General features: G+C 70.7%; 9 protein-coding genes. 5 read left to right on the forward strand and 4 right to left on the reverse strand.

Annotated features, from left to right (window positions below; genetic code table 11):
• The first annotated feature begins 8 nt into the window (after positions 1-8).
• Complete coding sequence (gene galE / locus AAC944_RS14955; protein WP_030614560.1) at positions 9-995, forward strand: UDP-glucose 4-epimerase GalE; 987 nt, start codon at positions 9-11, stop codon at positions 993-995.
• 135 nt (positions 996-1130) lie between these two features.
• Complete coding sequence (locus AAC944_RS14960) at positions 1131-3485, forward strand: bifunctional glycosyltransferase/CDP-glycerol:glycerophosphate glycerophosphotransferase (RefSeq protein ID WP_051871735.1); 2355 nt, start codon at positions 1131-1133, stop codon at positions 3483-3485.
• Between the two features lie 93 nt (positions 3486-3578).
• Here the strand turns inward: AAC944_RS14960 and AAC944_RS14965 are convergent, their stop codons facing one another.
• The gene (locus tag AAC944_RS14965) at positions 3579-4256 is read right to left on the reverse strand and encodes a TetR/AcrR family transcriptional regulator (protein WP_078888557.1); all 678 of its coding nucleotides are present in this window, start codon (positions 4254-4256) and stop codon (positions 3579-3581) included.
• 156 nt (positions 4257-4412) lie between these two features.
• Between AAC944_RS14965 and AAC944_RS14970 the strand changes: the two genes are divergently transcribed.
• Positions 4413-5324, forward strand: coding sequence for an ABC transporter permease (locus AAC944_RS14970; protein ID WP_368397194.1), 912 nt, complete (start codon positions 4413-4415; stop codon positions 5322-5324).
• 16 nt (positions 5325-5340) lie between these two features.
• Positions 5341-6138 carry an ABC transporter ATP-binding protein gene (locus AAC944_RS14975; RefSeq protein WP_438272828.1) on the forward strand — a complete coding sequence of 266 codons (798 nt, stop codon included), beginning with the start codon at positions 5341-5343 and terminating at the stop codon, positions 6136-6138.
• A gap of 59 nt (positions 6139-6197) precedes the next feature.
• Here the strand turns inward: AAC944_RS14975 and AAC944_RS14980 are convergent, their stop codons facing one another.
• Positions 6198-11162: an NAD-glutamate dehydrogenase gene (locus tag AAC944_RS14980; RefSeq protein ID WP_030625144.1), complete on the reverse strand. Its 4965-nt coding sequence runs from the start codon at positions 11160-11162 to the stop codon at positions 6198-6200.
• Positions 11163-11644: 482 nt separating this feature from the next.
• On the opposite strand from AAC944_RS14980, the gene AAC944_RS14985 reads away from it, so the two are divergent.
• Positions 11645-12211 (forward strand): DJ-1/PfpI family protein, encoded by a 567-nt coding sequence (locus AAC944_RS14985; RefSeq protein WP_030625147.1) that lies wholly within the window; start codon positions 11645-11647, stop codon positions 12209-12211.
• A gap of 72 nt (positions 12212-12283) precedes the next feature.
• Here the strand turns inward: AAC944_RS14985 and AAC944_RS14990 are convergent, their stop codons facing one another.
• On the reverse strand, positions 12284-12952 hold the full coding sequence (locus AAC944_RS14990) for an HAD family hydrolase (protein WP_030625150.1): 669 nt from the start codon (positions 12950-12952) through the stop codon (positions 12284-12286).
• A gap of 111 nt (positions 12953-13063) precedes the next feature.
• Complete coding sequence (locus AAC944_RS14995) at positions 13064-13570, reverse strand: DUF6912 family protein (protein WP_030625153.1); 507 nt, start codon at positions 13568-13570, stop codon at positions 13064-13066.
• Positions 13571-13693: the final 123 nt, after the last annotated feature.

The following is a 13693-nucleotide window of genomic DNA, read 5'->3' on the forward strand; positions in this document are numbered from 1 at the left end:
AGCAAGCCATGACCTGGCTGATCACCGGTGGTGCGGGATACATCGGCGCGCACGTGGTGCGCGCCATGACCGGCGCGGGCGAGCGCGCGGTGGTGCTGGACGACCTGTCCACCGGCGTGGCGGAGCGGGTGTCCGAGGGCGTGCCGCTCGTCGTCGGGTCGACCCTGGACCGGGCGCTGCTGGACCGCACGATCGCGGAGCACGAGGTGTCCGGGGTGGTGCACCTGGCGGCGAAGAAGCAGGTCGGCGAGTCGGTGGAGCTGCCGCTGCTGTACTACCGGGAGAACGTGCACGGGCTGCAGACACTGCTGGAGGCGGTCGCGGCGGGCGGCGTCGGCCGCTTCGTCTTCTCCTCCTCCGCCGCGGTCTACGGCATGCCCGGCGTGGACCTGGTCACCGAGGACACCCCGTGCGTACCGATGAGCCCGTACGGCGAGACCAAGCTCGCGGGCGAGTGGCTGACCCGGGCGGCGGGCCGGGCGCACGGCATCTCCACGGCCTGCCTGCGCTACTTCAACGTGGCGGGCGCGGCGGCCCCGGAGCTGGCCGACACCGGCGTCTTCAACATCGTCCCGATGGTCTTCGAGAAGCTCACCGACGGCGCGGCCCCGCTGATCTTCGGCGACGACTACGACACCCCCGACGGCACCTGCATCCGCGACTACATCCACGTCGAGGACCTGGCCGACGCGCACCTCGCGGCCGCGCGCAAGCTCGGCGAGCCGGGCCCGGTCCGCGACCTGACGGTCAACATCGGCCGCGGCGAGGGCGTGTCCGTACGCGAGATGGTCGACCTGATCGCGGAGGTCACCGGCTACCGGGACCGCCCGGCGCGGGTCACCCCGCGGCGCCCCGGCGACCCGGCGCGGGTGGTGGCGGCCGCCGACCGGGTCGCGGCCGAGCTGGGCTGGAAGGCCCGGCACGACGTGCGCGACATGGTCAGCTCGGCGTGGGCGGGCTGGCTGCTGCGGCACCCGGAGGCGAAGCACGACTGAACCTTGGTCGTATTTTTAACGAACAAGCACACAACCAACTCCTCGTCCCCTCCGTCTCACAGGTAGCGAAAAGGAACCGCATTTCGGGCGATTCCGCTTACTGTGCCCGGTCCGATACGAGGAGTAGTTTCCGCAATGCCCGCACCAGGTGGCTCCGCCGCATCGCCTCGCTTCAGCATCGTCGTGCCGGTCTTCAAGGTGCAGGGCTACCTCCGCGCCTGCCTGGACTCGGTGCTGGCCCAGACGTACGGCGACTTCGAGGTCGTCGCGGTCGACGACCGCTCGCCCGACGGCTCGGGGGCGATCCTGGACGAGTACGCGGCCCGCGACCCGCGCGTCGTCCCGCTGCACCTCCCCGAGAACAAGGGCATCGGCAACGCCCGCAACGAGGGCGTGGCGCACGCCCGCGGCGACTACCTCCTCTTCCTCGACAGCGACGACACGCTGCTGCCGGACGCGCTGGAGTCCATAGCCGCCCGGCTCAAGGAGACCGAGGACCCGGACATCCTGGTCTACGACTACGCGCGCACCTTCTGGTGGGGCGAGGCCAAGCGCAACCGCGACGCCGAGGTGCTGTCCGCGCCCGGCCCCGAGGTCGGCTCCATCGACGACCGCCCCGACCTGCTGCGCCTGTTCACCGTCGTGTGGAACAAGGCCTACCGCCGCGACTTCTACCTCGCCGGCGGCTTCAGCTTCCCCGACGGCTTCTACGAGGACGCGGTCGTCGTCTACGAGTCGCTGTTCAGCGCCGAGCGCATCGCCCTTCTGGACCAGGTCTGCGTGCACTACCGGCAGCGCCGCCAGGGCAACGCGCTGCGCACCCCCAGCCGGGCGCACTTCGCCGCGTTCGCGCAGTACGAGCGGCTGTTCGCGTTCGTCGAGGAGCGGCCGGCGCTGCACCGCTGGCGCGCCTTCCTCTTCGAGCACATGATCGACCACTACCTCTTCATCCTGGCCCGCCCGGACCGGGTGCCCACCGCCGCCCGCCCGGAGTTCTTCCGGCTGGCGGCCCAGCACTACCGCCGCTACCGGCCCGCCGGCTTCGTCCGCCCCAAGGGCGTGATGGGCGTCCAGTACGACGCGCTCGCCCGCGGCTCCTACACCGCATACGCCGCGCTGAAGCTGGCCGCCAGGGGCCGCAAGAAGGCCGCGGGCCGCCTGAAGAAGGCCAAGCACACCCTCGGCAAGCAGGCGTACGCGCGCTTCTACCAGCTCCAGCTGCACCGCCCGCTGGACCCGCACCTCGCGGTCTACGCCGCGTACTGGAACCGCACCCCCGCCTGCAACCCGCTCGCGATCTACGAGAAGGCCAAGGAGCTGGCGCCGCACATCCACGGCGTATGGGTGGTCAAGCAGGACATGGTGGACGCCCTCCCCGAGGGCATCGACCACGTGGTGGTCAACTCCCCGCGCTACTGGGAGGTGATGGCCCGCGCCACGTACCTCGTCAACAACGTCAACTTCGCCGATGCGATCGTGAAGCGGCCGGGCCAGATCCACCTGCAGACCCACCACGGCACCCCGCTCAAGCGGATGGGCATCGACCAGCAGCAGTACCCGGCCGCCGCCAAGGGCATGTCCATGCGCAAGCTGCTGCAGCGCGCCGACCGCTGGGACTTCAGCGTCTCCTCCAACCAGCACACCACCGAGCAGTGGGAGCGGGTCTACCCCTGCTCCTTCCGGTCGCTGGACACCGGCTACCCGCGCAACGACGTGTACTACCGGGCGACCGCCCAGGACGTCCTGGACATCCGCGCCCGCCTCGGCATCGCCCCCGGCCGTACCGCCGTCCTGTACGCGCCCACCGTCCGCGACTACCAGAACGGGTACGTGCCGCGGATGGACCTGGAGCGCGTCACCCGCGAACTGGGCCCCGACGTGGTGCTGCTGGTCCGCACCCACTACTTCTACGGCGCGAACGACCGGCTGGCCGAGCTCCAGGAGCAGGGCGCGCTGATCGACGTCTCGCGCCACCCGTCGGTCGAGGAACTGTGCCTGGCCGCCGACGCGCTGATCACGGACTACTCGTCGATCATGTTCGACTACGCCAACCTGGACCGCCCGATCATCACGTACGCGGACGACTGGGACGTCTACGTGAAGTCCCGCGGCGTCACCTTCGACCTGCTCTCCGGCGAGCCGGGCGACACCCCGGGCATCGTCGCCACGAGCGAGGGCGAGCTGATCGCCGCGTTCCAGGACGGCAGCTGGGACGGCGAGGAGGCCGCGGCCCGCCGCGCCGCCTTCCGCGCCCGCTTCTGCCAGTGGGACGACGGACACGCCGCCGAGCGCGTCGTCCGCCGGGTCTTCCTCGGCCAGGAGGCGACTCCGGAGGTCATCCCGCTCGACGAGCGGACGGTGGCGCCCAGCCCGCGTGAGGCGGCGGCGACCGGCTCGGGCGTGGCCACGCTGCCGGTGCAGCCCGGCCCGCTCACGGCCGAGAAGCCGGGCGCCGAGGCCACCCCGTCCGACATGGACCTGGCCGGCTGACGGGCAGCCCCGCGCCCCGCCAGGGGCGCGGGGAACTGCGCGCTCAGCCACAGACGGCCCGCAGTCGAAACCGCGCCCCCTGCCGAAACGGCGCTACGCGCCCCGCGCACCGAGCGCCGTCGCCACGGCGGCGGCCAGCTCGTCCAGGTACCCCTTGGGCAGGTCCCCCCGAAGGACCACCACCCGCCAGTACAGCGGCCCGGTGATCAGATCGAGGGCCAGACGTACGTCGATGCCCTCCGGGAGTTCGCCACGCGACACCGCGCGCCCGACCATCGCCCGCGTCATGGACTCCTGGCTGTCGTGCAACGCACTCCGCAGCGCCTCGGCGATCTCCGGGCTGCGCGCCGCCTCCGCCAGCAGGTCCGGGATGATCTGCGCGGCCATCGGATGGCGCAGCGCCCGGGACGCCACCTCCAGCAGCATCCGTACGTCGCCGCGCAGCGTGCCGGTGTCGGGCACCGGCATGCCCTCGGCGGCCAGCGCGGTGACCACGTCCAGTACCAGGTGCAGTTTGGAGCGCCAGCGGCGGTACACGGCGGTCTTGCCGACCCCCGCCCGCCGCGCGATGCCCTCGATCGACATCCTGCCGAACCCGACGGCCGCCAGCTCAGCGAAGACCGCGGCCCGGATGGCGGCGGTCTTCTCCTCGCGCAGCACGGCGGCGCCGGCCGGCGCCCGGCGCGGCGACGGCGCGGGTCGGCCCGGCGGCGCGAGCCGTTCCGCCGTCGTCGGGGATGCCGCTTCCGACGGTGCTGGGTCCTTTGCCATGCAGGGAGCATAGCGTCGCGACGGGACGGTTGCGTTTCGACGTACCGGCGCCCTACTCTCGGGTTGCGACGATACGGAGCCGTCTCGTCGTGAGTTCCTCAGCCTCGCGGTGCCACCACCCCCGCAGCGCCCGCGTCCACGCACGAAAGCGGACTGATGTCTCAGACCCTCACGCGTCCGGTCCCCGCCGCCCCGCCGGACCCCGATCCGCGCGCCCTCGCCGAGCGGTACGGCCTCTCCGTCAGCGGCCGCCGCCCGTCGCTCCCCTCGTACGTCCGGCAGCTGTGGCAGCGGCGCCACTTCATCTCCGCGTTCTCCAGCGCAAAGCTGACCGCCCAGTACAGCCAGGCCAAGCTGGGCCAGCTGTGGCAGGTCGTGACGCCCCTGCTGAACGCGCTGGTCTACTTCCTGATCTTCGGCCTGCTGCTGGGAACGAACCGGGGCGTGGACGACTACATCCCGTTCCTGGTCACCGGCGTCTTCATCTTCACCTTCACGCAGAGCTCGGTGCTGGCGGGGACACGGTCCATCTCGGGCAACCTCGGCCTGGTCCGCGCGCTGCACTTCCCGCGCGCCTGCCTGCCGATCTCGTTCTGCCTGATGCAGCTCAAGCAGCTCATGTTCTCCATGGGCGTGCTGGTCGTCATCCTGCTCGCCTTCCGGCAGGTCCCCGGCTGGTCCTGGCTGCTCGCGATCCCCGCGCTGTGCCTGCAGTTCGTCTTCAACACCGGGCTCGCCATGATCATGGCGCGGCTGGGCAGCAAGACCCCGGACCTCGCGCAGCTGATGCCGTTCATCCTGCGCACCTGGATGTACGCCTCCGGCGTCATGTACAGCATCAGCCATGTGACCCAGGGCAAGAACATCCCGGGCTTCGTGCACTTCCTGCTGGACGTGAACCCGGCCGCGGTCTACATCGACCTGATGCGCTTCGCGCTCATCGACTCCTTCACCCACCACGACCTGCCGCCGCACGTGTGGGCGCTGGCGCTGGGCTGGGCGGTCGTGATGGGCCTGGTGGGCTTCGTGTACTTCTGGAAGGCGGAGGAGCGGTACGGCCGTGGCTGAGCAGCAGAGCACCGAACTGGAGCAGCCGGCGGTGGAGGCGGCAGCGGCCGCCGAGGAGCGCATTCCCACCGTCATCGCCGATGATCTGCACATCGTGTACCGGGTCTACGGCTCGGGCGCGGGCCGGGGCAGCGCCACCGCGGCACTGAACCGGATCATCCGCCGCAAGCCGTCGACCGGGGTGCGGGAGGTGCACGCGGTCAAGGGCGTGTCCTTCACCGCCTACCGGGGCGAGTCGATCGGCCTGATCGGCACCAACGGGTCGGGCAAGTCCACCCTGCTCAAGGCGGTGGCCGGGCTGCTGCCGGCCGAGCGGGGCCATGTCTACACCCACGGCCAGCCCTCCCTGCTGGGCGTGAACGCGGCCCTGATGAACGATCTGACCGGCGAGCGCAACGTCATCCTGGGCGGGCTGGCCATGGGCATGTCCCGGGACCAGGTCCGCGAGCGCTACCAGGACATCGTCGACTTCTCCGGGATCAACGAGAAGGGCGACTTCATCAGCCTGCCGATGCGCACCTACTCCTCGGGCATGGCGGCCCGGCTGCGGTTCTCCATCGCCGCGGCCAAGGACCACGACGTGCTGATGATCGACGAGGCGCTGGCCACCGGCGACCGGAAGTTCCAGAAGCGCTCCGAGGCCCGCATCCGCGAGCTGCGCAAGGAGGCCGGCACGGTCTTCCTGGTCAGCCACAACAACAAGTCCATCCGGGACACCTGCGACCGGGTGCTGTGGCTGGAGAAGGGCGAGCTGGTCATGGACGGCCCCACCGCGGACGTCCTCAAGGAGTACGAGGCCTTCACCAAGAAGTAGGCGTTCGGCAGGCTTTGGAAAGGCCCCGGAGCAGGAGCTCCGGGGCCTTTCCCAGGCCGTCAGCTGTGCTGCCGCAGCAGCGTCCGCATGGTGCGCATCGCGACCGAGAGGTTGGCCAGGTCGAAGGAGTCCGAACCCTCGATCTCCTCCAGGGTGGCCCGCGCCCGGCCCAGGATCGCGGCGTTCTTCTCCTCCCACGCCTTGAACCGCTGCTCGGGCGTGGCGTTGCCGTTGCCCGCCGAGAGGACGTCGGCGGTCAGCGCGGCGTGCGCGGCGAAGAGGTCCTCGCGGATGGCCGCCCGGGCCATCGACTGCCAGCGGTCGCTGCGCGGCAGCTCCAGGATGCGGTCCAGGAGCTGGTTGATGCGCAGCCGGTCACCCAGGTCGTAGTAGACCTCGGCGACGTCCAGCGGCTCCTTGCCGGTGCGGTCGGCGATGGCCACGATGTCCAGCGCCGGGAAGACCGACGAGAAGCCCGCCACCCGGTGCGCCACCTCCTCCGGCACGCCCGCCTCGGTCATCTCGCCGAGGATCGACTCGTACCACTCGATGTCGCTGCCCTGCAGCAGCTTGGGCAGCTCGGCCCAGACCGTGCCGACCCGGTCGCGGAAGAAATCGATGGTGTTGGACAGCTCCAGCGGCTGCGGGCGGTTGTTGAGCAGCCAGCGGGTGCCGCGCTCGACCAGCCGCCGGGAGTGCAGCCGGATGCGGGTCTGCACCTCGGCGGGCACCTCGTTGTCCAGCGCCTCGACGTCGTCCCAGACCTGGCCCAGGTTGAAGATCGCGCGGGCGGCGGTGTGCGCCCGGACGACCTCTTCCAGGGAAGCGCCGGTCTCCTCCTGCATGCGGTGCAGGAAGCTCGTACCACCGGAGTTGACGGTGTCGTTGACCAGCACCGTCGTGGTGATCTCGCGGCGCAGGGCGTGCTGGTCGACCTGCTCGGGGAAGCGCTCGCGCAGCGCCGACGGGAAGTACGCGTGCAGCAGGTGCGCGAAGTACGGGTCGTCCGGCAGCCCGGTCTTGATCAGCGCGTCCGCCACCGTGATCTTGGTGTACGCCAGCAGGACCGCGGTCTCCGGCTGGGTCAGGCCCCGGCCGTTGGTCAGCCGCTCCCGGATCTGCCGGTCGGTGGGCAGGAACTCCAGCGCCCGGTCCAGGTGCCCGTCGCGCACCAGCCGCCGCATGAACCGCTGCTGCGCGTGCAGCATGCTGGAGGACTGCGCGAGGGCCAGCGAAAGGGCGACGTTCTGCGCGTAGTTGTTGCGCAGCACCAGCTCGCCGACCTCGTCGGTCATCTCGGCGAGCAGCTTGTTGCGCTGCTTGACCGTCATGTCCCCGTTGGACACCACGGAGTTCAGCAGGATCTTGATGTTCACCTCGTGGTCGGAGGTGTCCACGCCGGCGCTGTTGTCGATCGCGTCGGTGTTGATCCGGCCGCCGTTCACGGCGAACTCGATACGGCCCAGCTGGGTCAGGCCCAGGTTGCCGCCCTCACCGACGACCTTGACCCGCAGGTCCTGGCCGTCGACCCGGATGGCGTCGTTGGACTTGTCGCCGACGTCCGCGTTCGACTCGGCCGAGGACTTCACGTACGTCCCGATGCCGCCGTTCCACAGCAGGTCCACCGGCGCCTGGAGGATGGCCTTCATCAGGTCGTTCGGGGTCATCTTCGTGACGCCCGCGTCGATGCCCAGCGCGGCACGGACGTGCTGGTTGACCGGGATGGACTTGGCGGTACGCGGGTGGATGCCGCCGCCCTGCGACAGCAGCTCCTTGTTGTAGTCCGCCCAGGAGGAGCGGGGCAGCTCGAAGAGGCGGCGGCGCTCGGCGTACGAGGTCGCCGCGTCCGGGTTCGGGTCGAGGAAGATGTGCCGGTGGTCGAAGGCGGCCACCAGCCGGATGTGCTCGGAGAGCAGCATGCCGTTGCCGAACACGTCACCGGACATGTCACCGACGCCGACGACCGTGAAGTCCTCGGACTGGGTGTCCGTGCCCAGCTCCCGGAAGTGCCGCTTGACCGACTCCCAGGCACCGCGCGCGGTGATGCCCATGCCCTTGTGGTCGTAGCCCGCCGAACCGCCGGAGGCGAAGGCGTCGCCCAGCCAGAAGCCGTAGTCCTCGGCGACCTCGTTGGCGATGTCGGAGAACTTCGCGGTGCCCTTGTCGGCCGCGACGACGAGGTAGGTGTCGTCCCCGTCGTGCCGGACGACGTCCTCCGGGTGCACGACCTCGCCGCCGACGAGGTTGTCGGTGATGTCCAGCAGACCGGAGATGAAGGTCTTGTACGAGGCGATGCCCTCGGCCAGCCACGCGTCCCGGTCCACCGCCGGGTCCGGCAGCTGCTTGCCGACGAAGCCGCCCTTCGCGCCGACCGGCACGATGACGGTGTTCTTGACCATCTGCGCCTTGACCAGGCCGAGGATCTCCGTACGGAAGTCCTCGCGCCGGTCCGACCAGCGCAGACCACCGCGCGCCACCTTGCCGAACCGCAGGTGGACGCCCTCCACGCGCGGCGAGTACACCCAGATCTCGTACGCCGGGCGGGGCGCCGGCAGGTCCGGGATGGCCTGCGGGTCCAGCTTCAGCGACAGGTAGGCATGCGGCTCACCGTTGCTGTCCTTCTGGAAGTGGTTGGTGCGCAGCGTCGCCTTGATGACGGTGAGGAACGACCGCAGGATGCGGTCCTCGTCCAGCGAGGCCACCTGGTCCAGCGCGCCGTCCAGCTCCTCCAGCAGCCCGTCGATCAGTTCCGTGCCGGCCCGCTGCCGGGCCGGGGCCATCCGCGCCTCGAAGAGGTGGACCAGCAGCCGGGTGGTGTGGACGTTGTGGGAGAGGGTGTCCTCCATGTACGTCTGGCTGAAGGTCGAGCCGGCCTGCCGCAGGTACTTCGCGTACGCGCGCAGCACCATCGCCTGCCGCCAGTCCAGGCCCGCGCCCAGCACCAGCTTGTTGAAGTTGTCGCTCTCCGCGCGGCCCGTCCACACCGCCGTGAAGGCGTCCTGGAAGCGCTCGCGGTAGTCGTCGCCGTTCGGCCGCTCCGGCATCCGCAGGCCGAAGTCGTAGATCCAGGAGCTGGACCGGTCCGGGCAGCGCAGCTCGTACGGCCGCTCGTCGACGACCTCGACGCCGAGACGGTTCAGCAGCGGCAGCACCTTCGACAGCGAGACGGGGTCGCCGGTGCGGTAGATCTTGAAGCGGCGCTCGCCGGGGCCGGCGCCGACCGGCTCGTACAGGCTGACCTCGAAGTCCCGGCCGTCCTCGGCGGTGCGCAGCTTCTCCAGGTGCTGGAGGTCGGCGACCGCGGCGCGCGGGGAGTTGTCGGCCTTGTAGCCCTCGGGGAAGGCCTGCGCGTACCGGCGCAGCAGCTCGGACGCGCGCTCCTCGCCGCACTCGGCGTTCAGCGCCTCGGCGAAGCCGTCCGCCCAGGAGCGGGCCGCCTCCACCAGCCGCGCCTCGATGCGGTCCACGTCGGCGTCGGTGAGGTCGGACAGCGCGGCGCCCGGCGTGACACGGATGACGAAGTGCAGCCGGGAGAGGATCGACTCGGTGTTCCAGGCCGTGAAGTCGACGCTGGTGCCGCCGAGCTCCTCCTTGAGGATCTCGATCAGGCGCAGCCGGACGCCGGTGGTGTAGCGGTCCCGCGGGAGGTAGACCAGCGCGGAGTAGTAGCGCCCGTACTCGTCCTGGCGCAGGTACAGCCGCAGCCGGCGGCGCTCCTGGAGGTAGAGCACGCTGGTGGCGATGGCGCGCAGCTGGTCGACCGGGGTCTGGAACAGTTCGTCGCGCGGGTAGGTCTCCAGGATCTGGAGCAGGTCGCGGCCGTCGTGGCTGTTGGGCGAGAAGCCGGCGCCCTCCAGCACCTCGGTCACCTTGCGGCGGATGACCGGCACCCGGCGCACGGACTCGGTGTACGCGGCGGACGAGAACAGGCCCAGGAAGCGCCGCTCACCGACGACGTTGCCCTGCGCGTCGAACTTCTTCACGCCGACGTAGTCGAGGTAGCTCGGCCGGTGCACGGTCGCGCGGCTGTTCGCCTTGGTGAGGATCAGCAGCTTGTGCTCGCGGGCCTTCTTGCGGGCGTCCTTCGGGAGCCGGTTGAAGGACGGGGAGACGGGGTGGCCCTCGTCGTCCTCGTGGTGCTGGGGGTCCGAGCGCAGGATGCCCAGGCCGGTGCCGGGCACGGCGGTGAGCACGTCCTCCTCGCCGTCGGCCTCACCGGGCGCCGAGGTCAGCTCGTACTCGCGGTACCCGAGGAACGTGAAGTGGTCGGCGGCCAGCCACCGCAGCAGCTCCCGCGCCTCCTCGATCTCCTGGTCCCGCAGGTCGTCGGCGGTGGGCTCGACGGGCAGCTCGTCGGAGATGCGCAGCGCGGCGTCGCGCATCTTCTCCCAGTCCTCGACGGCCTCGCGCACGTCGTTGAGGACCCGGAGCAGATCGGCGGTGATCTGCTTGAGGTCCTCGCGGTCGGTCTCCCGGTCGATCTCCACATGGATCCAGGACTCCACGAGCGCGTCGTGCGGCAGCTCGGAGTCCTTGCCCTTGCCGGGGGTGCCGTGCGCCTCGTCCTCGGCGTCCAGGATCTCGATCAGCTTGCCGGTGACGTCACGCCGGACGACGACCTGCGGGTGGATCACGACGTGGATGCCGCGGTTCTGCCGCGACAGCTCGTTGGTGACCGAGTCCACGAGGAAGGGCATGTCGTCGGTCACGACCTCGACGACGGAGTGGCTGCACGTCCAGCCGTTCTCCTCGACGGTCGGGGTGTGCACTCTGACGTTCGCCGTGCCCTGCGGCCGGGTGCCCGCGAGGCGGTAGTGCGACAGCGCCGCGCCGAAGACGTCGACCGGGTCCCGCCCGGTCAGGTCCTCCGGGGCGGTGTGCAGGTAGTAGCGCTGGAGGTATCCGCTGAGGGTGTCCGGGTCCAGGCCCGGTACCGGTGACTGCCCTCCCGCCGGTCCGCTCTCAGCGACCCTGGCCGCCTTCGTGAGCAGCTCGGTCTTGGCTTCGTCCAGCTTGGTCTGCATGTCCTCTGGCTCCTGTCGCGCGCCGTTGCGTGACGTTGTGGAAATGAGTGGGCACGGCACAACGCCGGACCGACGCGTAAGGGAACCCCGGGAGGGGCCCGGGGGCGTGTCCGGTCGTCTTCGACGCTATGCCGCGATGAGGGGCGACCGGGGCGGAATTGGCCAGATTTGGCATTCCTGGCACCTGGCCGTAACGAGAATGATCAACGGCCGCCCGGGCACGGTCGCATCCCGGGCGCGGAGCAGAGGCCTCGACGCCCCCGCGGGTTATCGCGCTGATCACACTGCCAGGCTATCGCTCCTGCCCGGGTGGTCGTCATGGGCCTTGTGTGTACAAAACCACACCCGGTTCTTTGCCGGTATGGACAGAGACGCGCCCGGTCCGGTCCCTCTCGTACGGTCGCAGGGGGTCTTGGCAAGCGCTGCCGACCGGAGGACCTTGAGCGGTACGGAGTCGGAAGCGAGCCGCGCGGAGGTACGCCATGGCAGCCAAAATCCTGATCGTCACCGGGGACGCGGCGGAGGGGCTGGAGGTCCTGTACCCGTATCAGCGACTGCGCGAAGAGGGGTACGACGTCCACATCGCCGCCCCGGCACGCAAGACCCTGCGCTTCGTCGTCCATGACTTCGAACCGGGTTTCGACACCTACACCGAGAAGCCCGGCTACACCTGGCCGGCCGACCTGGCGTTCTCCGAAGTCGACCCGGGGAGTTACGCCGCCCTGGTGATCCCCGGCGGCCGGGCCCCCGAGTACCTGCGCAACGACGCCGAGCTGCGCAAGGTCGTCAAGGCCTTCTTCGACGCCGACAAGCCGGTCGCCCAGATCTGCCACGGCCCCCTGCTGACCGCCGCGCTGGGCCTCCTGAACGGCCGCCGGGTCACCTGCTATCCCGCGCTGGAGATGGACATGCAGGCCGCGGGCGCCGGCTTCCGCGACTCCGAGGTCGTCGTCGACGGCACCCTGGTCTCCTCCCGCGCCTGGCCGGACCACTCCGGCTGGATGCGCGAATTCCTGAAGGTGCTCCGCGCCAAGGCACCGGCGGGCTGACGGCCGCTGCCGGGGAGCCGGGCCGCTGAGCGCCCGGCCCCCCCGGCAGAGCGGGAAGCGCGGTCCGACCGCTCAGAGGGCCAGGCGCTCCGCCGTCAGGACGGCCTCCGCCAGGCTGTCGACGACCGGCACCCCGGCCTCCAGAAGGCTGGCGCGGCTGTGCGAACCGCCCGTGTAGAGCACCGCGTGCGCCCCCGCGTGCCGGGCCGCCAGCGCGTCGTCCACGGCATCACCGATGACGACCGTACGGCCGGGGTCGACGCGCTCGCTCTCCAGCGCCGCGAGATGCCGCACCATGTGCGTGCTCTTGCTGCCTCCGGACGGCCCGGTCCGGCCGTCCACGCGTATGAAATGCGACTCGATGCCGAAGCCCCGGACCAGCGGCAGCAGCTCGTCATGGCCGTACATGCTGAGGATCGACTGGCTGCGCCCCGCCGTCGCCCAGCTCTCCAGCAGCGTCTCCACGCCCTCCGCGAGCGCGCACGCCGCCCGCTGGAGGGTGTAGTGCCGGTGGAACGCCTCGTCCATGACCACCCACTCGGCGTCCGTCGGCAGCCGGCCCATCAGCCGCTCGTAGAACCGCGGGATCGGCACGCAGTACAGCTCGCGGTAGCGCTCGAGGGTGATCGGGGGCAGACCGATCTCACCGAACGCGGCATTGGTCGCCGCGATCACGGCGTCGATGTCGTGGAAGAGCGTGCCGTTCCAGTCCCAGACGATGTGCGTCGCGTGCTTCCCCATGCGAGAAAGGTACCCACGGCCACTGACAATCTTGCCGCCAGGCGGCGAAGCCGCAGCTCACGCCCTCAGGCGGACGGCCGGCACCGACGCCCCGACGCCGACGGCCCGCCGTCAGCCGATCAGGTTCGGGATCTCCTGCACGCCGAACCACATCAGCTCGTGGTCCTCGGCACCGTCCACCGTGAACTGCGCGTCGTCGTCACCCTGGTCCGCCGCGCCCAGCGCCGCCGCGGCCGCGGTGACGTCCGGCTCCGCGTCGTCGGAATCGACGTGCACGGCGGCCGCCTTCTTCATCGGCACCGGCCCGGCCACCCGCACCACGCCCAGCGCCGACTTGTCCAGCCCCCGGTCGGGGTCCACGGACGCGGCACCGTCGGCGACGTCGACGGCCACCACGACGCGCCGCCGCGCGGCCTGCGGGTCGGTGGCCAGCAGCCGCAGCGAGGCCTGGGCGGCGCGGTTCAGCGCGGCGTACTCCAGCTCCTCGATGTCGTCCGAGACGTACCACTCGCGCAGCGCGGGCGTGACGGCGAAGGCCTCCAGCGGACCGGAGCCCAGCTCACCCGCCTTGTACGCCTCTGCGAGACCGGAGAGGGTCAGGGGGACGTAGACACGCATGGCCGCCGCTTTCGTTTCGGACTGCTGGGACTGGTGGCTGCTCCGATCGGGCGCAGGCAGCCAGCATACGGGCGCGGGTCCCCCTTCGTGCTGCCGGTACGCCCCGGAGGCCGCCCTGCGGAC

This window comes from Streptomyces sclerotialus (assembly GCF_040907265.1).
Classification (GTDB): domain Bacteria; phylum Actinomycetota; class Actinomycetes; order Streptomycetales; family Streptomycetaceae; genus Streptomyces; species Streptomyces sclerotialus.